This is a genomic window from Glutamicibacter sp. BSL13, assembly GCF_052928425.1.
The window spans coordinates 1-23418 of the sequence record NZ_JAVGCZ010000006.1 but is presented as its reverse complement, the minus strand read 5'-3'; the positions used below and the strand labels follow the sequence as shown (position 1 = coordinate 23418).

The following is a 23418-nucleotide window of genomic DNA, read 5'->3' as shown; positions in this document are numbered from 1 at the left end:
CAACTGCGGACAATGCGCGCAAAAAAGCGGCCACCCATTCCAGAATGGAATGTGTGGCCGCTTCTCCTCACGGAAAGGGCCTTGATTCAGGCAATTCCCCGTCCGATCGACGCTGGCGTAAGCAGGGCCGATCAGCGAAAGGTTGTTCGGGGGGTACGGCTACCGGACCCACTTGGTCAGGGCGTCTGCTGAGACCCCGGCCAGCCATTTCTGCCACAGTGGACCGAAGGACACACGGCGCACTCCAAGGGAAGACAAGGCCGGTAGGTCACCCGCGCCGTGGCCCTTGACTGGATCGGCGGTGACGTTGAGAGGCACGCTCACGGCTTCCGCCAGCTGGCGGACCTGATCGGCGGTGCTCAGCCCCACCGGATAGACCGAGCGGGCACCGGCCTGTTCCATGAGCTTGATGCGCTCGGCGGCCTCTGCCAGCGGATCGGAGAACACGTCGGTGCCAAGTTTGACCGCGTCGGTGCGCCCGTTGATCACGAACGCGACCCCTGCCTCGTCGGCGGCCTGTCGAGCTGCGGCGATGTAGTCCGCATGTTCCTGGCGTTCCCGGACGCGTTTTCCTTCCGAATGCACCACGTCCTCGATGTTAGCGCCCACGGCGCCGACTTCCAGCAGACGCTGAATCAGCTCAGCCGGCTCCAGACCGTATCCGGATTCCACATCGGCGCTCACCGGCAGGTCGACCGAGTCAACGATGCGCTTGACCACCGCCAGGTAGTCCTGGAAGTCCATGTTCTCCCCGTCGGAACTTCCGATCGCGTCGGCCACGGGGTGGCTTCCGACGGTCAGTCCCTTGAAGCCGGCATCAGAAGCCATCTTCGCGCTCCACGTATCCCACACCGTGGGCAAAACGATCAGCTCGTTGGATGCGTGGGCATCGGCGAATACTTGAGCAAGCCGTGTTACGTCGGACATTTGATTCTCCTTCAGTTGGCTCAACAATCGTCAGCCTACCAGCCGGCCCACCAGGGGAATATGGCGCCAACCGGCCCGGTGCCACACCACGGCCACGAGGAGCACATGCGGCACATAGAGCTCGGCCGATCCCAGCTCGATACTCTGCCGGTGTTCGGACAGCAAGAACTCATGGGTTGCCGCAACGGCGCTGCGCCACACGGTAACCCGCTGCGCGAATTCTTCGAGTTCCCACACCTGCCGGATCACGACATCGTGGTACGCAGGCGCCATCATAGGATGACGTCAGCAGCCTCCCGGTTCACTGCGCCGCATTCCTGCAGCCCGACCATGGCAAACCCTCCCCTATCGACTCAAATCCGCGACCAGTCGCTGTGCCAGTTCTGCAGCGGACTTTGGATTTTGCCCAGAGTACAAGTTGCCGTCAACCACAACATAGGACCGCAACGGCAACCGTCCCTTGCTGTAGTTCACCCCCATTTCCTTCAGCTTGTCCTCCAACAGCCAAGGAGCCTTGCGGGCGAAGCTATTGAACAGCTCCTCACGGTTCGAAAGCCCAGTCATCCGCCGTCCACTGAAGGGAGAATGTCCCGCCTCATCGACGGTCGCCAGGACCGCGGCCGGGGCATGGCAAAGCAGCGCCAAAGGCCGACCGGACTCCAACCGTTCCCGCAGCAGTTCCCCAGATCGATGGTCGTAGGCCAGATCCTCCATCGGACCATGGCCTCCGGGGTAAAAGACAAGGTCGAAGTCATCAGCGGAAACCTGCTCAAGATCCACCGGCTGTTCCAAGACTGCAGACACGCGGGCCAGGTTCCGGCGCATCTTCTTGGTTGTTGAAGGCAGCCCGCCAGCCAGACCCAGACTGAGCTCATCGACCACCGGGGTTTTGCCGTCCGGCGTTGCAACGCCACCGACAATATCTTTGAGACAACAAAGTTCATCATGCGCTTCCCGGATTATAAGGTCACTACCTACAGTGAAGGGCTCAAGGCAATCCGCGAGGAATCCAATGCCATCCCGGGTGGCGGCACCAGGTAGAACAGTCCAAGACGTAGGCGCTGAGTCCGGCCCCGCGCCAGCAGACTTCCCGAGCTTAGGATTCGTTATTCAAAGTGCACCGCCGCGGTCAGACTCGGATGACTCAGCCTGAACCGCGCGCACCCTGCCGTTCGTACATAATCGGTGCGATAATCCTGAGACGACCGGCGAGCGCGCCGCTGACCGACGGGCTCGAATCCAATTGGCATAAGGGTGACCCGTGAACACTGCCCAAGACTTCCAGCTGCGCGACGGACGCCGTACCAAGATTCATTTCTCCGGATCCCGGGAATCGGAAGCAAGAACGCTGGTCATGCATTATGGAACGCCGCATAGCGGGCAGCACCCTTCACCCCTCGTAGGATGCGCTACCGATCTCCAACTCCGTCTGATCTCGGTGACACGGCCTGGTTTCCCCGGGGCTGAACGCCGGCCCGGACGCACCGTCGCCGACAGCGCCAAAGACGTCATCGAAGTAGTCGACGAACTGGGAATTGAGCATTTTGCCACCGCCGGATATTCCGGTGGCGGGCCCCATGCACTCGCATTGGCCGCATTGCTCGGCGAACGGGTCACGGCAACGGCAGCGTTCGCCAGCCCGGCGCCCTTTGAACCGGCACCTTCCTCGTTTAAAGGCATGGCCGGCGGGGGTGCCGGATTGCGGGCAGCAGCACAAGGTGTTGAGGCCAGAACGGCGTACCAGAGTACCGCCGAATTCCCTGCGGACAGCTTCACCGCGGCGGACTGGCAGGCCCTGTCTGGCCGTTGGGCCAGCATAGGTCAGCAGGCACAAGCTGCAGCTGACGAAAGTGATGATGGGGAGATTGACGATGATCTCGCCTTTGTTTCGCCCTGGGGCGTGGACCTGGCCGGGGTGTGCGGGGCGGTGGATCTCTATCAGGCAGTGGACGACCATATCATTCCCCTGCATCACGTGGACCTGCTCGCCTCGATGATCCAACAGGCCAGGATTCACAAGATGCACAGTTCCGGACACGTGGCCGTCCTGGATGAACTCCTGCCGTGGATGCGCAGCCTGGTCGCAGATTAGTGCGCCGCGTATGTGGCCCGGCCCGGCCGGTGTTGGCGCCGGCCCCAGGAATGTAGGCTAATGAGAATGCGCCCGATTCTTCCCGCCGATTGGTCTGCCTGGCGCGCGCCCTCTCCACTGGGTGGCCGCCGGCCCGACCGGTCCGATCTTGAGCATGCCCTTCGCTCCGACCTAGGCAGGGACGATGTGCTGCCCTACCCGACGGACGAGCAGTCCGCCGGGATGTTGCAGCTGCTCATGGTGGGCATCAATCCCAGCCCCTGGACCTCCGCCGTCAATGCGCCGTTTGCCCGGCCGGGAAACCGGTTTTGGCCCTCCTTGCACCTCGCTGGCCTAACCGGTCGGCTGGTGGATGCTTCCCGGGGCCTGGTCCCGGAAGATGAGCGGATGCTGGCCGAGCTGGGGTTGGGCATCACCAATCTGGTCGAGCGGCCCACCGCCCGGGCCGCCGAGCTCGCGGCCGCTGAACTGCGCGAGGGGGCATGTCGGCTCGTTGAACGGGTGCAGGTGCTGCGTCCCAGCGCCGTTGCCGTATTGGGCATCACGGCAGTTCGGGCCGCGTTCGAACTGCCACGGGCCCAACTGGGCGAACAGGACGTCTCCGTCATTGACCGCTGGCCCACGAATGTTCCGCTTTGGGTGGTGCCCAACCCCAGCGGCCTGAATGCTCACGAAACAACGGCGAGCCTTGCCGAGAAGTGGCGCCAGGTGTTGGCGGCAAGCACCGCGCGGTCCGCGTCATCCCGGAGAGATGTGGTTGACCGATGAAGCGAGAAACTGATCGACAGGAGAGCTCTTAAAGTCCAGTGATCAGTGTGGCAGCGTTCTCCAAAGCTAGCGGAATAAGCGTGTAATAGGCCCATGTTCCGCGCTTTTCGCGTGCCAGCAGACCGGAATCAACAAGGATCTTCAAGTGGTGTGAGACAGTCGGCTGACCCAGCTGCAACGGCTCGGTCAGATCGCAAACACACGTGCCATCCGCCGGTCCGTTCTTCACGATCGAGAGCAGGCGCAACCGGTTAGGATCAGCCAAGGCTTTCAAGACCCGGACACGTTCCTGGGCAGCGACTTCACTCAACACCTCAGCGGCAGGCGCAGCGCAGCACGCGGCCTCAGCGGCCGCCGCGCTCATGGATGTTGCGGTCATGCAAGCGCACTCCATCTAGATTGACAATCTTCGATGCAAACAATCATACTCGAACCGAAACTGAATATCGATGAATATCAATATTGCGTAAGGATGTGTTCGTGTCTTCACCGACCACGTCGCAGACTCAACAAGTCTCCGGCAAACTCTCTACCCTTGACCGCTTCCTGCCCGTCTGGATTCTGCTGGCCATGGCCCTGGGACTGGGGTTGGGCCGACTCATCCCTTCTTTCGGGCAAGCCGTGGATTCGGTGCAGGTCGCCGGAGTCTCCCTGCCCATCGCTTTAGGACTACTGGTGATGATGTACCCGGTCCTGGCCAAGGTGCGCTACAACGAAACCGGACACGTCCTGGCGGACAAGAAGCTGATGATCACCTCCCTGGTGATCAACTGGCTACTGGCCCCAGCCTTCATGTTCCTGCTGGCCTGGGTTTTCCTTCCCGACCTGCCTGAATACCGTACCGGGCTGATCATCGTCGGGTTGGCACGCTGCATCGCCATGGTGTTGGTCTGGAACGACCTGGCCCGCGGCGACCGGGAAGCGGCCGCGGTGCTGGTGGCGGTCAACTCGGTGTTCCAAGTCTTCGCGTTCGGCCTGCTGGGCTGGTTCTACCTCCAGGTCCTGCCCGGCTGGCTGGGCCTGCCCACCACCAGCGCCGAATTCTCCGTCGGGGCCATCACCCTGTCGGTGCTCGTGTTCCTCGGGATCCCGCTGCTGGCCGGATTCCTCACCCGCACCTTCGGCGAGAAGGCCAGGGGACGCGACTGGTATGAGAACAGTTTCCTGCCGAAGATCGGCCCCTGGGCACTCTACGGGCTGCTGTTCACCATCGTGCTGCTGTTCGCGCTGCAAGGGGACACCATCATCAGCAAACCCTGGGACGTGGCCCGCATGGCGCTGCCGCTGCTGGTGTACTTCGTGGTGGTGTTCGGCGCGGGGATGATCATCGGCCGCGCACTGAACCTCGGCTATGAACGCACCACTACCCTGGCCTTCACCGCAGCCGGCAACAACTTCGAGCTGGCCATCGCGGTGGCCATCGCGACCTTCGGGGCCACCAGCGGCCAAGCCTTGGCCGGGGTCGTCGGTCCGCTGATCGAAGTCCCGATCCTCATCGCCCTGGTCTATGTGGCGCTCTGGTCGCGCAAATTCTTCCCCACTGCTTCTCTGCCGTTGAAAGGCTGAACCATGAATACCAAACCCTCTGTTTTATTCGTTTGCGTTCACAACGCCGGACGCTCGCAAATGGCCGCCGCCTACCTCCAGCACCTTGCCGAAGGCCAGATCGAGGTCCGCTCCGCCGGGTCCGTGCCGGCTGATCAGGTGAACCCCGCAGCGGTGGAAGCGATGCGGGAAGAAGGCATCGACATGTCCACTGACATCCCGAAGATCCTGACCACCGAAGCGGTGCAAGCCTCGGACGTGGTCATCACCATGGGCTGCGGCGACACCTGCCCCATCTTCCCGGGCAAACGCTACGAGGACTGGAAACTCGAGGACCCCGCCGGTCAAGGCGTGGAGTCGGTACGCCCGATCCGCGATGAGATCCGCACCCGTATTGAAACCCTCATCGGCGAACTACTTCCCCTGCGTTAGGAGCAACCCCTCATGATCACTGATCATCCCGTCCTCATCATTGGTGCGGGCCCTATCGGGTTAGCCACCGCTGCGCACCTGCGCGAACGCGATCAGCACGTTCTCGTCCTGGAATCCGGTGACCATGCCGGAGCGGCCATGAGCCAATGGGCACACATCAAGCTGTTTTCCCCGTGGAAATTCAACGTCAATGCCGCAGCACGCCGCCTGCTAGAAACCCCCACGGACACCTACCCCGGTGACTGGGCCATGCCAAGGGAAACCTCGCTGCCCACCGGCGGCGAACTGGTGGAAAACTATCTCAAGCCGCTGGCCGCGCATCCCGAGCTGGCCCCGGTAATCCGCTACCAACACCGCGTCACAGGGATTTCCCGACTCACCGAAACCGGGCTGGGGCTGGATAAGACCCGTACGAACGGACGCGAGCAAGCGTTGTTCCTGGTCCGCGCCCAGACCCCAGAAGGTGTCCAGGACTTCACCGCCAGAGCCGTCATTGACGCCTCCGGCACCTGGAATACGTCCAACCCAGTAGGACGCGCAGGACTCAGCGCCCCAGGAGAAGCGGAAGCTCATGCTCAGGGCCACATCACTTCACCGCTGCCTGATCCGCTGGGCGCTGACCGGCAACTGCTGGCAGGAAAAACCATCCTGGTGCTCGGGGCAGGTCACTCGGCCGCGAACACCCTCATCTCTCTGGGACGGCTCAAGCGAGAACAGGAGGACACCCAGATCCTGTGGGGTCTGCGCGGGATCGCGAACCCGACCAAGCTCTACGGCGGCGGCGCAGCCGATCAGCTGCCCGCTCGCGGGCAGCTCGGTACGAGCGTGCGCCGCTTGGTAGACACCGAACAAGTCACTCTCCTGGAAAACACGGCCATCACCGGCCTGACTCCGGGCGAGCGACTGCACGTGCAGCTCGCTGACGGACGAGAACTGAACGTGGACTACCTTGTCCCTGCCACCGGTTTCCGACCCGATCTGAACATCCTTTCTGAGCTGCGCCTGGAACTTGACCCGGCGGTGGAGGCTCCTCGGCAGCTTGGTCCGCTCATCGACCCCGAATTCCATAGCTGCGGCACGGTCAGCGCCCACGGCGAACAGGTGCTGGCACACCCTGAACCGAACTTCTATATCGTCGGCATGAAAAGCTACGGACGTGCGCCCACGTTCCTTATGGCCACCGGCTACGAACAGGTCCGATCCATCAGCGCACACCTCGCCGGGGATACCACCGCTGCTACCACCGTCGAGCTGAATCTGCCTGAGACTGGCGTCTGCTCCACCGACCTCGGCGGTTCCTACGATGCTGCGTCCATCGACGCGACAAGCTGTGAGACTGCTGAGTCTGGACGGAGTGGTTGTTTGCGCTGATCCGTAACCGGCGACTCTCGGGTTCCCTACCGGAACACTGCACGATTTCACCGAGCCGCGATCCACGAAATGTCGCGTGAGGGTAGCCCCGTTGAATGCCTCGGACCATGGCTACCCACGGTGAGCCCGAACGACGAACACGTGTTAGTTGAAGATTCCATGTTGGTGCTCTTGGCCATGGTGGATCGATGGAGATTTATGAAAGTGATACCAGTGGGTGTTGGTGGCTCTCCAGCTTGGGGTTCCTGAACATACTTGATGTGGCTCGGCTTCCATACGGGGTACGCACGTAGCTACAGGTCATCACCGCCAAACCGCCGTTGACCGCCCGGACTTGTTGCTCAGATCGGCCAGCCGGCCGGGGTGCGACTGGCAGAACCCTGCGGCTTGTCCGTCCACCCTTGCCCGGCAGCTTCCGAGGCGTTAGATTGATCAGCATTCGACGACGCCGTCTGGAGGCACTTTCCGTGGGGCATCAGTTACATTTCACAGTCGACGGCCAGGAGCACACATTGCCCCTGGACCCCCGAACCACCCTGCTCGACGCACTGCGCGACCGGCTGGGGGTGATGTCTGCGAAGAAAGGGTGCGACCACGGTCAGTGCGGCGCGTGCACGGTCCTGGTCAACGGGCGGCGGCTGAACTCATGCCTGGCGCTGGCGCTCTCCTACGACGGAGCCGAGATCACCACCGCCGACGGTCTGGCCGAGGCAGGTGAGCTCTCCGGGCTGCACCGGGCGTTCCTGGAACAGGACGCCTTCCAGTGCGGCTACTGCACTCCCGGACAGGTGTGTTCGGCCGCCGGGGTCATTCAGGAGGCCGCCGACCAGGCGCCCAGTGTGGTCACCGAGGACCTGCAGGCACCGGTGGAACTGACCGACGCGGAAATCCGCGAGCGGATGAGTGGGAACCTGTGCCGGTGCGGGGCCTACATCAACATCGTGGCCGCGGTCCGCCAGGCTGCCGAGGATCCGCGATGAAACCTTTCGAGTTTCAGCGTGTGAGCGACCCCAACGATGCCGTGGCGGCCGTGGCAGGGAATCCCAAGGCGAAGTTCCTGGCCGGCGGCACCAACCTGGTTGACCACCTCAAGCTGGGAATCACCACCCCCGAACTGCTGGTGGACATCAGCCGCCTGGACCTGACCGAGGTGGAAGAACTGGAGAACCAGGGCCTGCGGCTGGGCGCCATGGTGCGCAACAGCGACGCGGCCGCCCACCCGCTGATCCGCCGGAACTACCCCGTACTCTCCCGGGCGCTGCTCTCCGGTGCCTCGGGACAGCTGCGCAACGCCGCCACCACCGGCGGGAATCTGCTGCAGCGCACCCGCTGCGTGTACTTCCAGGACCTATCCACTGCGTGTAACAAGCGGGAGCCGGGCAGCGGCTGCTCGGCCCTGGACGGGTATACCCGCTATCACGCGATCCTCGGTGCCTCACCACACTGCATTGCCACCCACCCCTCGGATATGGCGGTCGCCCTGACCGCGCTGAATGCCACCGTGGTGGTGTGGGGGCCGGAGGGGGAACGGCGCATCCCGATCAGCAAGCTGTACCGCCTGCCCGAAGACCACCCCGAACGTGACACCGTGCTGGAGCACGGGGAGCTGATTACCGCGGTGGAACTGCCGCCGCCCTCCGGTGCACGCTCCACCTACCGCAAGATCCGCGACCGCGCCTCATATGCCTTCGCCCTGGTATCGGTGGCCGCTCTGGTTGACGTCGATGACTCCGGGTCGACCCCGCTGATCCGCGACGTGGCCATTGCCCTGGGCGGGGTGGCGCACAAGCCATGGCGTGCCGAACGCGCCGAGGCGATCCTGCGCGGCAGTGAACCGAGCCTGGAGGCTTTTCGGCGGGCGGCGGACGCCGAACTTCAAGGCGCCGAACCGGTAGCGGGCAACGCCTTCAAGGTCCAGATGGCCCGTGGGGCCATCACCACGGTGCTCGCAGAACTGACGGATCTACAGGAGGCCGACCATGAGTGATCCGCTGAAGGTTTCCTCAATCGGGACCCAACCGGTGCGTTTGGACGGCCCGAACAAGGTGCGCGGCCGCGCCCCCTACGCCTACGAGCATGAAGTCGAAGACCCCCTGTTCCTCTACCCGGTTCAGGCCGAAATCGCCCGTGGGAAGGTGGTGAACCTGTCCACTGCGGCGGCCGAGGCGGCCGAGGGCGTGGTGCACGTACTCACCGCCCAGAACGCTCCGGCCCTCAAGGACACGGAAGACGGTGAACTGGCGATCCTGCAGTCCCCCGCGGTCCGCTTCCGGGGGCAGTACCTGGGCGCGGTCATCGCCACCACCCCCGAGCAGGCCCGCAGCGCCGCGGACCTTATCGAAGTCGGCTATGAACGCGAAGACCACGACGTCCAACTGCGCAAGGACCATCCCGGGGCGCGGAAGCCGCAGTCCGGCGGGGGTGATGTCACCGAGGGCGACTTCGATGCCGCCTTCGCCAAGGCCGAGGTGAGCATAGACACCTGGTACAGCACGCCAATGGAACACAACAACCCGATGGAGCCGCACACCACGGTGGCCAAATGGGACGGCAGCACGCTGACGCTGTGGACCTCAACCCAGGGCGTACACCCCGCCCGGACGGCGATTGCCCCGGTGCTGGGACTGGACCCGGAGCAGATCCGGATCATCTCCCCGCACGTGGGCGGCGGATTCGGGTCCAAGGGCGTGCCGCACGCGGACATGATGCTCACCGCGCAGGCCGCCCGCGCACTGCCCGGACGCACCGTGAAGTATGCGGTTTCCCGGCAGCAGATGTTCTCCATCACCGGATACCGTGCCCCAACCCTGCAGCACATCCGGTTGGGTGCCGGGGCCGACGGGCAAATCACCGCCTTTGGTTTTGATGCCTTGTCAATGTCCTCCCACACCAAGGAATTCCCGGAGGAGGCAACCAAACCGGCCCGCATGATGTACGCCGGGGAGCATCGCCGGCTGACCCAGCGTGTGGTCCCCCTGGATGTGCCGGTCCCGTCCTGGATGCGCGCCCCCGGGGAGGCTCCGGGCATGGTGGGCCTGGAGATTGCCATGGACGAGCTGGCCGTGGCCTGCGGCATTGATCCCATTGAGCTTCGGGTGCGCAATGACCCACAGACCGACCCGGACACCGGGTTGCCGTTCAACCAGCGCCGCCTCGTGGACTGTCTGCGCGAAGGTGCCAGGCGCTTTGGCTGGGCCGCGCGCAGCGCACAGCCGGGCACCCGGCGGGAGAACGGGTGGCTGATCGGGTTGGGCGTGGCCTCCTCCACCTACCCGGCCAGCCGACAGCCCGGATCCATCGCCCGGATCCGGCGTATACAGGACGGCTACCAGGTGACCATCGGCGCCGCGGACCTGGGGACCGGTACCTGGACCGCTCTCACACAGGTCGCCGCCGACGCCCTGCAGGTTCCACTGGAGCAGATTCAGCTGCAGATCGGTGACACCAGCCTGCCCAACGCCACCGTGGCCGGCGGTTCCACCGGCCTGGCCAGTTGGAGCGCCGCGGTCCTCGCCGCCGCCCAGGCGCTGCATGCCGAGCATGGCAGCGATCCGGCGGTCGGGGCCGAGGCCCAGGGCGAGGCCAAGAAGAACCCGGCGGCCGAAAAATGGGCGATGCACTCCTTCGGCGCCCAATTCGCCCAGGTGCGAATCCACGAATCCACCGGTGAAATCCGGATGGACCGGATGCTCGGTGTCTTCTCGGCCGGGCGGATCGTGAACCCGCGCACCGCCCGATCCCAGTTCATCGGCGGCATGACGATGGGGCTGGGCATGGCGCTGCATGAAAAGAGCGTCCTGGATCCGCGGTTCGGGCACGTGGTCAACCACGACCTGGCCGAGTACCACGTCCCGGTCAACGCGGACGTGCCCGACATCGAGGCAGCCTGGCTGGACGAGGAGGATCCGCTGGCCGGCCCCGTCGGTGCGCGCGGCATTGGCGAGATCGGCATCGTGGGCGCGGCGGCCGCCATCGCCAACGCCGCGTACAACGCCACCGGGGTGCGGGTGCGGGAGCTGCCGCTGTTCGGCGATGCCTTCCTCCCCCAGTGAGCATGCCATCGCGTTGACTACGGTGTTTGATCAGGATCAGCGGGCCCCCGCGGACCACGCGGTGGCCCCGGTGGGGCTGGTACTGGCCGCTGGTGCCGGCCGACGGCTCGGCCAGGGTCCCAAGGCCCTGCTGCGGATCAACGGTGCCCCGTTGGTGGTGTCCGTGTCCAGCACGCTGCTCGCCGGGGGTTGTTCCGACGTCGTAGTTGTCACCGGGGCCGGAGCCGCGGACGCCACGCACGTCCTTGCGGGTCAGCCCAGTGTGCGCACCGTGCACAATCCCAGCTGGGTGGAGGGCATGGGGACCTCCCTGCGCCGCGGACTACAGGCCATTGCACCGGATCGGGACGTCATGGTGACCCCCGTGGACCGGCCGGGCATCACGGCCGCGGAAGTTGCCCGCATCATCGCCGCCCATCGGCCCGGACGCATCACGGCGGCCGCCCATCAAGGCCCCGACGGGAGGCTGCGGCGCGGCCACCCGGTGCTTTTCGATGCCCGCTGGTGCCCGGCGGCGAGCGCTGCGGCGCACGGTGATGTGGGGGCCAAGCAACTGCTCAGGGAGCAGGGTGCAATGCTGGACCTGGTTGACTGTTCGGATCTGGAGGATGGCTCGGATCTGGACGTCCCGGCGGATCTTGCCCGTTGGGTCCGCTCCCCGATCCCTGCTCCCGCGTCAGGTGGTACTGGGGTGTAGCGGTTGGCTGCCGCGGCTGAGCGGAAGAATCCGTGCGTGCCCACCTTGTACGGCCAGGATCTCGGCCAGGATCGAGACGGCCACCTCCGCGGGGCTCTGCGCACCCAGCCCCAGACCTATCGGTGAGTGCAGCCGCTTCAGCGCCTCATCGTCCACCCCCGCTCGTTGCAGGGCGGAGCGCCGCTCACGGTCACTGCGCCGCGAGCCCATGGCGCCCACGTAGCCGACGCCGAGACCGAGCGCGCAAGTCAGGGCCGGGATATCGATCTTCGGGTCATGGGTGAGGATGCAGATCATGGTGCGCCGGTCGAATTCGCCCGCCTCTGCCGCGTCGGCCAGGAAACGGTGCGGCCAGGCCTGCACCACCTCGGCGTCGGGAAACGCTGCGGGGTCGGCGAAGGCGGAGCGAGGGTCGCACAATGTGATCCGGAAACCGAGTGGCTTGGCGGCTTCCACCAGCGCCTGCCCGAACGCGTTCGCCCCGACAACCACCAGGTGTGAAGGTGATTCTCGCGTCTCGACGAACAGCTCGACCGGCTCGTTGCTGCCGTCCGGGGCAGCAACCCGCACGGTACCGGTCCGCTCGTGGCGGATCATGGACGCTACCTGCTCCGCTACCGCAGCGAGCGCCTTGGCCTCCACAAGCGGTTCCAGAGCGGCCAGCATCCCGTCCCCGTCACTGTCCCGAACGGCAGCGAGGTGGCTGCGCTGCTCCCGGTGGGTGGAGGGAAGCCGCATGACCATCGCTACCGGGTCGTCCTGGGTTGCGCACTGAGCCACGTCTGCGTCGCCGATGCGGAAAGGCTGCACCAGGACCTCGATGGCACCGCCGCACATCAGGCCGACGGCAAAGGCGTCCTCATCGCTGTAACCGAAGGTGTGAACCGCGCAGATTCCGGTGGCCAGGGTTTCCTGGCAGGCCTCGAACACGGCGCCTTCGACGCACCCTCCACTCAGGGAACCATGTACCGCGCCCGCCGAGTCCACGAACATTGAAGTTCCTACCGGTCGCGGGGCGGAGCCCTGGACCGAAATAATGGTCGCGACCGCGAGATCCCGTGGATTGTCCAGGTCGAAGAGCCGCTGCTGTGCGGCAGTGAGAATGTCCAGCACAGTGCAAAGCCTATCCCGCATCGCATGGCCCGCGAAGGCCCTTGGATCTTGTTCGAAGCTTTGGCCCAAGGAGTTGCTGACACGTCCTCACCATGATCGACCATAACGCTGCCTGAATACGTCATGATGGCGTCGGCAAGAGCTCTCCGGTTATCGCGAAGGAGGTGCGGTCAACGCCGCGCAGGTGAGGGGTGCTCCTGGAGTCAGGAACACTCCTCACGACGCCGCCGGGTGGCCCACATTCGTTACCGTGCCACCCGCACAAGGGCAGGCCGATGGCTACTCGGAGATAGAACCGACCACAGCCCGAACGATCTCGATGATGCGTTGTTCCGTAGCCGCATCCACGGTCTCGAAGTACCAGGCCGCGGGCATGAGCGCTCCGTCGGCTCCTCCTGCAGCGCGGAACGGCACTTTCTCGGTGAGTGCGAGGTTCAAACGCTCATCGTTACGCAGTGTCACGAGCGCGGGGGTACTCGCCGACTTCGCGTATGCGGGCATTCCGTACCAAATCCGCGGCTTCAGCGTGGGAGCCGCGGCCACGATGATCTCATGCACACGCTGCATGGTCGAGCGCTCCGGCTCGTCCATCTTTGCGATCTTCTCGATCACCTGCGTCAGATTCTTCTCATCCTTCGACGACATGTCATGTCCTTTCGTCAGCCGATGCGTGGCAGCGGCGGAATGAAGTTGGCGCACGAGTGCGCCGCACCCCAACGGGACATGTCCTGAATGCCTCAGGCCTCTCCGCGATGATTCACGTGATCCTCACGTGGAAGCGCAGTCAGTGGTACGCGACCACCACCAGAATATCCGAAGAACCTTCCAGCCGCCCGTTCCTTCGGGTCCTAAGAACTGCCGCCACCGCAACCACCGGATTAGTAAGTGGCAGCATCTTCACCGCAAGACCATCACGCTCTCCGACGGCAGAAGCCGGCACACCCGGCTGACCGCACCATACCTCGGCGTCGCCGACGCGAACATAATGATGCATCGTGCCATTCGCAGCCATCGAGCGCGATTGGCAAGGCACCCGTCGAGCGCGACCTAGAATGAGTACATGTGCGCGATGAATCTCTGGGTGGTGAACGCCGCCGCCTTCACACAGCAGTTCTGCCGGTTCACGGCGGAGCAGATCGGCGTCGAGCCGGTGCTGTCCGACCTGCGCATCGCGTCGGGTCGCATCCGCAGTTCGTCAGTGGTATTCACTCTGACGCGCAACATGTGCGATTGCAGTACACTCATCGGCGGTCGCAACGATGCCCCTGCGCGGGATGAGGTGGCGGCCGAAGCGTGGCTTGACTGGTTGCGCACACTGCCAGCTCACGTACCCCACGTGTCTCGTGTCGCGGTGCTCCGTGCCTGGAGCCCAGAGGAAGACAGCGTGGTTCCAGCTCAAGCGCGTGGCATCCAGATCAGCGAACTCGACGAGGATGTGCTGCGCGATATTCGCGACGATGGACTGCTGACGATCGATTACCCTCGCGTCGATTGACCAGATCAGGTGCACTCACACGAGCAGATCTCCTCAGCGCGGTCATTCGGGACATAAAGAGTTGGTTCGGAAAACTGTCCGACCCATGAAGCGGATCTGCATCCGTCGACAACCCGCGACCGGAACCCGCATAGGCCACCGTTTCTAAGCGTTCCACCGGCGTTCAGCCACGCGCACGGGCATCACACCCAATGACGAGTACTCCAGGCCAGCCCGACAGAAAGGTCGGATGCACGCGGTCGACGGATCGTACTACTTTCAAAAACTGCAACTAGTTGCTATCGTGAGTCCTATGGATGACGCCAAGCCCCATGAACCCGAGCTCCTTTCCCCCGGGGAAGCACAGCACCTGCTCGATCTGGTGCCCAGCCGACCCAGAAGGGAATTTCGCATCGGCGATCATCTCAGCACCGCCGCCACGGTAGCTCTCTCCCTCATCGCCGGGGCTCTGGCCCTGGGCGGGTACCCCTGGTGGGCCGCCATCCCTGCGCTGTGCGCCATCATCAACGCACACACGTGGATCAGCAAGCGCCTCAATCGCGCAAACGAGCCTCGCCTGAGGCCAACATTTATCTCTGCCGCGTTCACCGTTTGGGTTCTCATACCGGTATGGCGAGGTGTCAGGCATGGCGAGACGATCCCCTTTCCCGAGGCATGGCTCTTCGCAGGCCTCGCTCCCGGCGCTTGGCTCGTGTTCTATCTCGTGCTTCTGATTCGTCGCTGAACGCCATGTCATATACGGAGATCAACGCGCATCTCGTCGCACCGAAGCGCTTCGTGACGATGGCGCACCTGAATCAGGTCGAGCAGGCCGACTATCCGGCACTGCAAGAATCAACAGGTTTGTCGGTGTCCGACCTTTCGAAGATCCTGCGCGACCTTGAAGAACGCGGCTTGGTTGAGATTTCCAAGGAGCGCCGCACACGTTACGGGGCGACCTTGGTCAGGCTCTCGCCCCAGGGCAAGAAAACCTTCGGCAACCTCCTGGCGACGCTCAATCGGATCGCCGGACACTGAGGCAGCGGCGTCAGGAAGACTCCGTGACAATACGGCCGAGTTGCGCACCGAATCCGGCGCACAGGACGTGTGCCTGTTCAAGCGGCATCCACCAGCACGTCCAATTTTGGGGCGCGCCACCGTCGGATGGTTGTTCTTCCCCCGCACTCCATCGCTCTTCGACGTCGGCATCGAGCGGGGCAAGCTGGAAGAAATGCCGTTGGTGCATTTCCGGTTTAGACGGCCAAACGTCGTAGCGTTCGATGCCGAGCGCTCGCACGATGCGCACACGGAGTCCAGTCTCTTCAAACACTTCCCTCACGACTGCTGCCTCAGCCTGCTCAGCAGCTTCAATCGTTCCAGCGGGCACCTGGATCCCTGCAACTTCAAGGGGGATCCCGTCATGCGCGAAAACCAACAGCCGACCGTCGTGCACGACATATCCGACAACCTTTCGCACGACACGACGCTCAGGCTCAGCTGCCAGTTCCGCCTGGGAAATGATGTCCGGCTGTTCCTTCCCAAGGTCGAGAACAGCCAAGTCGGGGCGCAGCACGTCGTCATACATACGTGTCAGATCCCGCCGCAGCTGCGCGAGTGATTCCCCAAAGGGGCGCGCACTGCTCGCCGTGTATGCCGGCGCCTCATTGACCTCCGAGCCGTACAGCTCCCGCACGTCCCATGCCTCATCCCCGTTGCCGTCCACTTGTCGGCATGCCACGTATCGCCATGTGTGCTGACCCATCGCTGCCCTCTCACCAATTCGTCTGCTGAAACTCAGGATATGTGGTGGATGCGCACGCTATCCCGATGCGGTCATCAGCCACCACGTAATCGACAACTATTCCTCCGCCGACTGTTTCCATCGTTCGACCCATTCTCATTGCCCTTTCGGCCTGTCCAAATGCGCATTGAACAGTGCGTATGCCACCGAAAATGTTCTTCTTGGGCCATCAACTCCAGTCTGGAGCTTTGTCGCCAGCAATCAATAAAATCGCCCTCCGGCCGGGACCAAATGCGGACAGAATCCTCAGTTGGGTGTTGCCGTAGGAACCTGTCCGCAGTTCCTCTATCTCAAGTCGACGCAGATCCGCGACCGCGTATTCCCCCGCATGCCGTGCTGGCCTCAACGACCGTCCACCAGTCGCTCCCGTCGACGTCCGGAGGAATTCGGGGGTTTGCCAAATCCTGGGCCGCTTGGATCAGTTCTAGCTTCCGCAGGGTCGTGGGACGCACGGGTGTCACCAGTTTGTTGCTATGGGTTTGCGGGTGGCGAGTGACTAGGCTGGGGGCATGGCGACAGTTATTCTCGTGCGACACGGCCGATCTACAGCCAATGCCACCGGACTGCTGGCTGGCCGGTCCGAAGGTGTCAGCCTGGACCAGGTGGGGCGGGATCAGGCGGCCCTGGCCGGACAGCGGCTTTCAGCAGTGCCATTGGTCGCCGTGGTTTCCAGTCCTCTTGAACGGTGCCAGCAGACCGCCCAGTTCATCCTCGATCGCCAAACCGCACCGCCCTACGCGCCCATCGATCCCGAACTCGTCGAGTGCGATTACGGCCAGTGGCAGGGCCGCCCGCTCAGTGAACTCGCGACCGAGGATTTGTGGAAGGTTGTCCAGTCCCAACCCTCCGCCGCCACTTTCCCCGGCGGGGAGTCCCTGGCGGTGATGCAGGCCAGGGCCGTGGCAGCGGTTCGACGCCATGATGCGGCGTTCGAATCCGAGCATGGGCCTTCAGCTATGTGGGCGGCAGTGAGCCACGGGGACATCATCAAGTCGATCCTTGCCGATGCGCTGGGTATGCATCTTGACATGTTCCAGCGCATCAACGTGGGCCCCTCCTCCATCTCCATCGTGCGCTACGGAACTGCTCAGCCCAGCGTTTACGCGATCAACACCGATGCCGGTGACCTGTCATGGCTGGCGCAGGGCGCCCATTCTGGTGACGCTCCAGTAGGGGGCGGCGCCGGGCACCAGACGTCGGGAACCACTTCGGCCTAGAATATTGACATGTCTACACGAGTTCACGAGTTTTCCTGGCCAGATCGTGTCATCGTGGGGGTCATTGGCTCTCCAGGGTCGCGGGCGTTCTACCTGCAGGTGCGTGCAGGCAAGCGGCTGGTGAGCCTGGCCTTGGAAAAACAGCAGTCGGCGGCGCTCGCGGAGAAGATCGACGAGGTTCTCGATCAGTTGGGTGCAGTTGCGGGCAATCCCTTCAGCGTTCCGACAGGAACACCGATTGAGCTTGTCGATAACGACCCGCTCGAAGACGTCGAGGTGCAATTCCAGATTGGCACCATCAGTCTGGGCTGGGATGCCTCCCTGGCTCAAGTCGTCGTTGAGCTCTACCCGCTACGTGACGAAGACTCCGCCGATGACGATGAGATGATGGTGGTGCGGATGCCCGTTGGCACTGCCCGTGCCTTCGCCAAACGCACCCGTGAGATCGTGGCGGCCGGTCGTCCGATGTGCCCGCGCTGCGGTGACCCCATGGACCCCGAGGGGCACAGCTGCACCCCTGACGACTTGTGATGACATCACCGGATCTGCTGGCCGGGGAGCTCACTCTCAGCGGTCGCATCACCACAGCCTCGAACGCCACGTTTCTTGGCAGCATCGGCGATACAGCGGTTGTCTACAAGCCCGTCGCCGGCGAGAGCCCGCTATGGGATTTTCCCCACGGCATGCTGGCCCACCGGGAGGTGGCTTCCTACCTGGTCTCGCAGGTCCTCGGATGGGACGTTGTGCCGCATACCTGGCTGCGCGATGGCCCACTGGGTGAGGGCATGGTGCAGCTGTGGAAAGAACCGGACCCCGACCAGAACCCCGTAGACCTCCTCCCGGCGGAAGAAGTGCCGCAGAGCGGTTGGAAACACGTGCTCAAGGGACAGGATGAGACCGGACGGATCGTCGAGCTCGTCCACGAAGACAGCCCGGCGCTACGGCGCATGGCGGTATTCGACATCCTCGTGAACAACGCCGACCGCAAGGGCAACCATATCCTTGCCATGCCGGGTGGTCACCGTTACGGAGTGGATCACGGGCTCACCTTTCACCGGGAGCACAAGCTGCGTACGGTCCTGTGGGGCTGGCTGGGCGAGACTCTCACCGACGAGGAAGCAGCAGGCATAGATCGAGTCACCGGTGGACTGGGCGGTGAACTCGGTGCCCGTCTGGATGACTTGCTGAGCGCCGAGGAGATCGCGGCGCTGGCTGCGCGGTGCACGATGCTGCGCGCGGCAGGGCGGTTTCCGGCGCCCAGCGGCCAGATGACAGCGGTGCCATGGCCGCTATTCTGAAGCAGGAAGCTGCGGACGCACGCTAACCAGCCCACGTCGTACGGATCCTCCAAGAACCGGCAGCAATATCGCATCGCCGCAGCCAGACGATGATCCCGGCAGTTAAGCGGAACAACTGGCTATCGCTGACGCAGGCTGCGAGGCGCGATAGCCAGTCGCACATATCAGTCCTGCAACACGTAGCGCAGCGTTTCCACGACCTGATCGGTGGTCTTGCACCACCCCTGGGCCTCCGCGTCAACTTCCTTGAGCGGATGAACGATGTCCTCATCGTGCAGGGTCACGTAGGGCTTGCCCAACGCGGCGCAATAACCAGCATCGAAAGCCGCGTTCCACTGCTTGTACTTGTCGCCGAAACGCACCACAACGAAGTCCGCCTTTTCGATCAAGGTGCGGGTGCGAATCGCATTGATCTTGGAGGACTGGTGATCACGCCAAAACTGGGTGGAGGTCTCCCCCAAGTAGTCGCCGGCGGCATCGCTGGCAGGGTGGTCGGTTACCGGTGCGGTGAAGACGACATCCAAGCCGGCGGCTTGCGCCCCGCGCTGGATCTCCTCGCGCCAGTCAGTGTGGATCTCACCGGAAAGATAGACGTTGAAAGTCAATATTCAAGGCTCCTTGATTCGAGATGAACGGACGTGGCTGGTCCACTGGATCAACCACCCATCCTAGTGAGTTGCACCACCGGTATCATGAGACGCACGTCATCATCTGTCATCGGAGCGCTTTCACTTGCAATATCGCTGCAGATCGGCGAAAACTCCGGAGCCCGGCCCAAAGCCATCGACGACTGGCTATACGCGTCGTCATGAACTAACCGTGGCCGTGAATGCGATCGAATTACTTCCGGGCCTTAACGTAGCAACGACTACGCCCGGACTCTCTTTCTTAACGGCAGCAGCGTGTTCAGCGTGCCGAGGAACCGCGTACCCTCACCTCTTAGGCTCTTCTTTATGGGAGAGAGGAAGCCGAATTTCTCATAGCAGGGCCTCGTACACGCGTACCAATCGTCTGCGTGTGATGGCCCCAAGATCTTCACGGCAAGCAAGTGAACCGCCCGGCCGTCCCGCCGCGCAAAGAGCTATCTCCCACTGATCCCGGCGAGCGTCGAATCAGTTTGAGGACCGCAACTTCGCTATGTGCCCTCGTGTAAAGTCACTGGGTCAGTAGTGGTAGCGGGCCTGAAGAATCACGAGGTCCTCATCCTCCACCAGGTAGACGAGCCGGTGCTCATCGGTGATGCGCCGTGACCACGAGCCCTGCGCTCCGTACTTTAGCTGCTCGGGCTTGCCGATCCCGGAGAACGGTTCGCGCAAACAGGCATCGATGAGAGTGTTGATGCGCTTCAGGATCCTCCGGTCGGCAGTCTGCCAGTGCTTGTAGTCCTCCCAAGCTGACTCGTCCCAGACTAGACGCACTCAGGATTCCTCGTCGGCGCGATCCAGGTCGTGAACCTCGTGCTTTCCGGCGCGGGCACGTTCGTAGGCATCGAGCAGCCGGCGGGCGTTGGCCGGCGAGCGGAACAGGTAGGCGGTTTCCTGCCACGCAGCATATTCGTCGGCCGACATCAGAACAGCGTTGCCCTTACGAGAAACGATCTCAACGGCATCACGGTCCTCATTTACGCGCTCAATGAGAGGGAACAAGGTCTTGCGCGCCTCGCTTGCGCTGATGGACATGATGGCATCCTCCCCATTTGGACCAGTGGTACTTATTTATGGTACCACTCACCTTTGTCGAGTCACCTCGGGCACGGAGATCGGCGACAACTGTGCTCACCGTACTCGCCGGGCAGACTCAAGTAGACTCGCACTGCTCAAAGGTTGCTTACTTCTTGTTTCCAGACGCTAGACGTTGAACCGAAACTCCACGACGTCGCCGTCCTTCATGATGTAGTCCTTGCCTTCAATGCGCGCCTTGCCTGCGGCCTTGGCGTTGGCAACGGAGCCGACCTCGACCAGGTCATCAAAGCTGACCACTTCGGCCTTGATGAAGCCGCGCTGGAAATCGGTGTGGATCACCCCGGCGGCCTCCGGTGCGGTGGCCCCCTTGGGAATGGTCCAGGCACGGGTTTCCTTCGGGCCGGCAGTCAGATAGGTCTGCAGCCCCAGGGTATCGAAGCCAACCCGGGCCAGCTTGTCCAGCCCGGATTCCTCGATGCCCGCGTCTTCGAGCATCTCCACGGCCTCGTCTTCTTCCAGCTCGGCCAGCTCGGCCTCGAACTGGGCGTCCAGGAAGATCGCCTCGGCCGGGGCCACCAGCTCGGAGAGCTTGGCCTGCATCTCGGCGTCGGCCAAGCCCGCCTCATCGGTGTTGAACACGTAGATGAACGGCTTGGTGGTCATCAGCTGCAGCGGGGCGATCTCCTCCAGCTCGACCCCGGCCGCGGCGCCGGCGGCGTAGAGCGTCTTGCCCTCTTCGAGCACCTTCTGCGCGGCGAGCACGTTGTCCATGAAGGACTTGTCGATCTTCTTGCCGCGCAGTTCCTTCTCCAGGCGGGGCAGCTGGTTCTCAATGGTCTGCAGGTCGGCCAGGATCAGCTCGGTGGCGATGGTCTCGATGTCCGACTCCGGGTCCACCTTGCCGTTGACGTGGATGACGTCGTCGTTCACGAACGCGCGGGTGACCTGGCAGATGGCGTCGGCCTCACGGATGTTGGCCAGGAACTTATTGCCCAGCCCTTCACCCTCGCTGGCGCCCTTGACGATGCCGGCGATGTCCACGAAGGACACGGTCGCGGGCAGGATGCGCTCGGAGCCGAAGATTTTGGCCAGCACCTTCAGCCGCTCATCGGGCAGCGGGACCACACCGACGTTGGGTTCGATGGTCGCGAAGGGGTAGTTGGCCGCCAGCACCTGGGCACGGGTCAGCGCGTTGAACATGGTGGACTTGCCGACGTTGGGCAGTCCGACGATTCCGATAGTAAGAGCCACGGGAGACGATTCTACCTTTTGCTAGGGGTGGGAGGTGAACTGGGTGCGCCGCGCACCTTTTGGCGCGTGGCGGAGCCGGGCGGGCAGTGCGCGATTAACGCGAGGTGGTGGGGGTGCCGCGTCCGCCCAGGGCGCGGGAGTCATCCCCAGCTTCCTTGAGCTTGCCGCGGATTTCCTTGGGCAGCGAGAAGACGATGTCCTCCTCGGCCAAGGTGATTTCTTCCACGTCCCCAAAACCGTATTCGGCCAGCAGCTCCAGCACTTCCTGCACCAGCACGTCGGGCACGGAGGCCCCGGAGGTCACACCCACGGTGGAGACTCCCTCGAACCAGGACTCATCTACTTCGTGAGCGAAGTCCACCCGGTAGGCGGCCTTGGCGCCGTAGTCAAGGGACACCTCGACCAGGCGCACCGAGTTGGATGAGTTTGAGGAGCCCACCACGATCACCAGATCTGATTTGGGGGCGATTGTCTTGATGGCCACTTGTCGGTTGGTGGTGGCGTAGCAGATGTCGTCGCTGGGCGGGTCCTGCAGGTTCGGGAAGCGCTCCCGCAGCCGGCGCACGGTCTCCATGGTCTCGTCCACGCTCAGGGTGGTCTGCGAGAGCCAGATCAGCTTGTCCGGGTTCTTCACCTGGACGGTGTCGGCCTCTTCGGGGTTGTTCACGATGGTGGTGGCGTGCGGCGCCTCACCGTAGGTGCCCTCCACCTCCTCGTGGCCCTCGTGGCCGATGAGCAGGATTTCATAGTCATTCTTGGCAAAGCGCACCGCTTCGCGGTGCACCTTCGTCACCAGCGGGCAGGTGGCGTCGATGGTCTGCAGACCACGGTCCTCGGCGGAGCGCACCACGGCCGGGGAGACGCCGTGGGCGGAGAAGACCACCAGGGCGCCCTCGGGCACCTCATCGGTTTCCTCCACGAAGATCGCCCCGCGGGCCTCCAGCTCGGAGACCACGTGCAGGTTGTGCACGATCTGCTTGCGCACGTACACCGGCGGGCCGTAGTGCTCCAGCGCCTTTTCCACCGCCACCACGGCACGGTCCACCCCGGCGCAGTAGCCGCGCGGGGCAGCCAACAGCACCTTGCGCTGGTTCACATTCGGCGAAGCGTCGGCAATCTCCTGAGGTGAACGTCGGGTCCGCGGGATGCGGGGCATCGGCAGGGAAACCGGAATGGAAGTGGAAGTAGCCATGGCACTAGTCTACGAAGTGGACGCAAGTAAGCCCATGCTCATATGATGCGCACCACCGCCGCGGGCCTGTGAGGTTGGCCTCTGCCGGTCAAGACCAGGGCGCCGTGCGGCACGGAATTGTCGGTGCGGTGGTGTAGCGTCACAGGTGCGAACGGGGCCGGTCCAGGCCTTATTCGCCCCGGACCCAGGTGAGGAGAAGCGCGAATGGAATCCCGTGCCCCGGACACGATGCCGCTCACGGCCCGTGAAACCAGCCCGGAGAACCCGTGGCCGCTGCGCGTGCTCTCCGAGAAGCTGAAGGCCCATATTGAGAACTCCCCCATCTCCTGGGTGGAGGGCCAGCTGCTGGAGGCCAATATCCGCAACGGGCACGCCTACCTGACGCTGCGTGACGTGGATGCGGACTACTCCTTCTCGGTGACCGTGTGGGCCTCGGTGATGCGCGGGCTGGCCACCAAGCCGGAGGTGGGCTCCCGCGTGGTGGCCCGGGTGAAGCCGAATCTCTA

General features: G+C 63.6%; 28 protein-coding genes. 16 read left to right on the top strand and 12 right to left on the bottom strand.

Annotated features, from left to right (window positions below; translation table 11 throughout):
- Positions 1-159: 159 nt before the first annotated feature.
- The 3 genes from RCJ92_RS01900 to RCJ92_RS01890 all read right to left on the bottom strand — a co-directional run bounded on the left by RCJ92_RS01900 (position 160) and on the right by RCJ92_RS01890 (position 1809).
- Positions 160-927 carry an isocitrate lyase/PEP mutase family protein gene (locus RCJ92_RS01900; protein ID WP_446753606.1) on the bottom strand — a complete coding sequence of 256 codons (768 nt, stop codon included), beginning with the start codon at positions 925-927 and terminating at the stop codon, positions 160-162.
- A 30-nt stretch (positions 928-957) separates the two neighbouring features.
- On the bottom strand, positions 958-1176 hold the full coding sequence (locus RCJ92_RS01895) for a hypothetical protein (RefSeq protein WP_175419391.1): 219 nt from the start codon (positions 1174-1176) through the stop codon (positions 958-960).
- Between the two features lie 96 nt (positions 1177-1272).
- Positions 1273-1809: a type 1 glutamine amidotransferase domain-containing protein gene (locus RCJ92_RS01890; RefSeq protein WP_446753605.1), complete on the bottom strand. Its 537-nt coding sequence runs from the start codon at positions 1807-1809 to the stop codon at positions 1273-1275.
- Positions 1810-2188: 379 nt separating this feature from the next.
- Here RCJ92_RS01890 and RCJ92_RS01885 point away from each other — a divergent pair, with 379 nt between their 5' ends.
- A complete protein-coding gene (locus tag RCJ92_RS01885) occupies positions 2189-3019 on the top strand; it encodes an alpha/beta hydrolase (RefSeq protein ID WP_446753604.1) in 831 nt (276 codons plus the stop codon).
- A 186-nt stretch (positions 3020-3205) separates the two neighbouring features.
- Positions 3206-3787 (top strand): mismatch-specific DNA-glycosylase, encoded by a 582-nt coding sequence (locus tag RCJ92_RS01880; protein WP_446753603.1) that lies wholly within the window; start codon positions 3206-3208, stop codon positions 3785-3787.
- 28 nt (positions 3788-3815) lie between these two features.
- On the opposite strand, the gene RCJ92_RS01875 is transcribed toward RCJ92_RS01880, so the two are convergent.
- Complete coding sequence (locus RCJ92_RS01875) at positions 3816-4166, bottom strand: metalloregulator ArsR/SmtB family transcription factor (protein ID WP_054820687.1); 351 nt, start codon at positions 4164-4166, stop codon at positions 3816-3818.
- A 101-nt stretch (positions 4167-4267) separates the two neighbouring features.
- On the opposite strand from RCJ92_RS01875, the gene arsB reads away from it, so the two are divergent.
- From arsB to RCJ92_RS01840, 7 genes are all read left to right on the top strand, one after another.
- A complete protein-coding gene (gene arsB, locus RCJ92_RS01870) occupies positions 4268-5353 on the top strand; it encodes an ACR3 family arsenite efflux transporter (RefSeq protein ID WP_446753602.1) in 1086 nt (361 codons plus the stop codon).
- Between the two features lie 3 nt (positions 5354-5356).
- A complete protein-coding gene (locus RCJ92_RS01865; protein WP_138926549.1) occupies positions 5357-5764 on the top strand; it encodes an arsenate reductase ArsC in 408 nt (135 codons plus the stop codon).
- A 12-nt stretch (positions 5765-5776) separates the two neighbouring features.
- On the top strand, positions 5777-7135 hold the full coding sequence (locus RCJ92_RS01860; protein ID WP_446753601.1) for an FAD-dependent oxidoreductase: 1359 nt from the start codon (positions 5777-5779) through the stop codon (positions 7133-7135).
- Between the two features lie 467 nt (positions 7136-7602).
- The gene (locus tag RCJ92_RS01855) at positions 7603-8115 is read left to right on the top strand and encodes a 2Fe-2S iron-sulfur cluster-binding protein (RefSeq protein WP_343832067.1); all 513 of its coding nucleotides are present in this window, start codon (positions 7603-7605) and stop codon (positions 8113-8115) included.
- Complete coding sequence (locus RCJ92_RS01850; protein ID WP_446753600.1) at positions 8112-9122, top strand: FAD binding domain-containing protein; 1011 nt, start codon at positions 8112-8114, stop codon at positions 9120-9122. Before RCJ92_RS01855 ends, RCJ92_RS01850 begins: the two co-directional genes overlap by 4 nt.
- A complete protein-coding gene (locus RCJ92_RS01845; RefSeq protein WP_446753599.1) occupies positions 9115-11187 on the top strand; it encodes a molybdopterin cofactor-binding domain-containing protein in 2073 nt (690 codons plus the stop codon). The genes RCJ92_RS01850 and RCJ92_RS01845 overlap by 8 nt, the downstream gene beginning before the upstream one ends.
- A gap of 22 nt (positions 11188-11209) precedes the next feature.
- Entirely contained in the window at positions 11210-11884 is a 675-nt protein-coding gene (locus tag RCJ92_RS01840) for a nucleotidyltransferase family protein (RefSeq protein WP_446753598.1), read from the top strand.
- Here RCJ92_RS01840 and RCJ92_RS01835 read toward each other — a convergent pair.
- Positions 11864-12997 carry an XdhC family protein gene (locus RCJ92_RS01835; RefSeq protein WP_446753597.1) on the bottom strand — a complete coding sequence of 378 codons (1134 nt, stop codon included), beginning with the start codon at positions 12995-12997 and terminating at the stop codon, positions 11864-11866. The genes RCJ92_RS01840 and RCJ92_RS01835 overlap by 21 nt on opposite strands.
- 279 nt (positions 12998-13276) lie before the next feature.
- Positions 13277-13642, bottom strand: a complete 366-nt coding sequence (locus RCJ92_RS01830) for a DUF1801 domain-containing protein (protein ID WP_446753596.1) — start codon at positions 13640-13642, stop codon at positions 13277-13279.
- A 415-nt stretch (positions 13643-14057) separates the two neighbouring features.
- Between RCJ92_RS01830 and RCJ92_RS01825 the strand changes: the two genes are divergently transcribed.
- The 3 genes from RCJ92_RS01825 (at position 14058) to RCJ92_RS01815 (ending at position 15509) form a co-directional block, all read left to right on the top strand.
- Positions 14058-14492, top strand: a complete 435-nt coding sequence (locus RCJ92_RS01825; protein WP_446753595.1) for a hypothetical protein — start codon at positions 14058-14060, stop codon at positions 14490-14492.
- A 292-nt stretch (positions 14493-14784) separates the two neighbouring features.
- The gene (locus tag RCJ92_RS01820) at positions 14785-15216 is read left to right on the top strand and encodes a hypothetical protein (RefSeq protein ID WP_446753594.1); all 432 of its coding nucleotides are present in this window, start codon (positions 14785-14787) and stop codon (positions 15214-15216) included.
- Between the two features lie 5 nt (positions 15217-15221).
- Complete coding sequence (locus RCJ92_RS01815) at positions 15222-15509, top strand: transcriptional regulator (RefSeq protein ID WP_446753593.1); 288 nt, start codon at positions 15222-15224, stop codon at positions 15507-15509.
- Between the two features lie 10 nt (positions 15510-15519).
- On the opposite strand, the gene RCJ92_RS01810 is transcribed toward RCJ92_RS01815, so the two are convergent.
- Positions 15520-16164: an NUDIX domain-containing protein gene (locus RCJ92_RS01810; protein WP_446753592.1), complete on the bottom strand. Its 645-nt coding sequence runs from the start codon at positions 16162-16164 to the stop codon at positions 15520-15522.
- Between the two features lie 617 nt (positions 16165-16781).
- Between RCJ92_RS01810 and RCJ92_RS01805 the strand changes: the two genes are divergently transcribed.
- Genes RCJ92_RS01805 through RCJ92_RS01795 form a run of 3 tightly spaced genes read left to right on the top strand, consistent with a single transcriptional unit; the run spans position 16782 to position 18787 of the window.
- Complete coding sequence (locus RCJ92_RS01805) at positions 16782-17489, top strand: histidine phosphatase family protein (protein ID WP_446753591.1); 708 nt, start codon at positions 16782-16784, stop codon at positions 17487-17489.
- A gap of 9 nt (positions 17490-17498) precedes the next feature.
- Positions 17499-18020, top strand: a complete 522-nt coding sequence (locus tag RCJ92_RS01800) for a DUF3090 family protein (RefSeq protein ID WP_360028831.1) — start codon at positions 17499-17501, stop codon at positions 18018-18020.
- A complete protein-coding gene (locus RCJ92_RS01795; RefSeq protein ID WP_446753590.1) occupies positions 18020-18787 on the top strand; it encodes an SCO1664 family protein in 768 nt (255 codons plus the stop codon). The genes RCJ92_RS01800 and RCJ92_RS01795 overlap by 1 nt, the downstream gene beginning before the upstream one ends.
- A gap of 164 nt (positions 18788-18951) precedes the next feature.
- On the opposite strand, the gene RCJ92_RS01790 is transcribed toward RCJ92_RS01795, so the two are convergent.
- The 5 genes from RCJ92_RS01790 to RCJ92_RS01770 all read right to left on the bottom strand — a co-directional run bounded on the left by RCJ92_RS01790 (position 18952) and on the right by RCJ92_RS01770 (position 22912).
- A complete protein-coding gene (locus RCJ92_RS01790; protein ID WP_446753589.1) occupies positions 18952-19392 on the bottom strand; it encodes a YtoQ family protein in 441 nt (146 codons plus the stop codon).
- Positions 19393-19950: 558 nt separating this feature from the next.
- Entirely contained in the window at positions 19951-20205 is a 255-nt protein-coding gene (locus RCJ92_RS01785) for a Txe/YoeB family addiction module toxin (protein ID WP_421013986.1), read from the bottom strand.
- Positions 20206-20466, bottom strand: coding sequence for a type II toxin-antitoxin system Phd/YefM family antitoxin (locus RCJ92_RS01780; protein ID WP_138177326.1), 261 nt, complete (start codon positions 20464-20466; stop codon positions 20206-20208).
- Positions 20467-20634: 168 nt separating this feature from the next.
- Positions 20635-21720 (bottom strand): redox-regulated ATPase YchF, encoded by a 1086-nt coding sequence (ychF, locus tag RCJ92_RS01775; RefSeq protein WP_446753588.1) that lies wholly within the window; start codon positions 21718-21720, stop codon positions 20635-20637.
- A 94-nt stretch (positions 21721-21814) separates the two neighbouring features.
- A complete protein-coding gene (locus RCJ92_RS01770; RefSeq protein ID WP_138177322.1) occupies positions 21815-22912 on the bottom strand; it encodes a 4-hydroxy-3-methylbut-2-enyl diphosphate reductase in 1098 nt (365 codons plus the stop codon).
- A gap of 204 nt (positions 22913-23116) precedes the next feature.
- On the opposite strand from RCJ92_RS01770, the gene RCJ92_RS01765 reads away from it, so the two are divergent.
- Positions 23117-23418, top strand: a 302-nt coding sequence (locus tag RCJ92_RS01765) for an exodeoxyribonuclease VII large subunit (RefSeq protein ID WP_446753587.1), incomplete at its 3' end; no start/stop codon positions are given.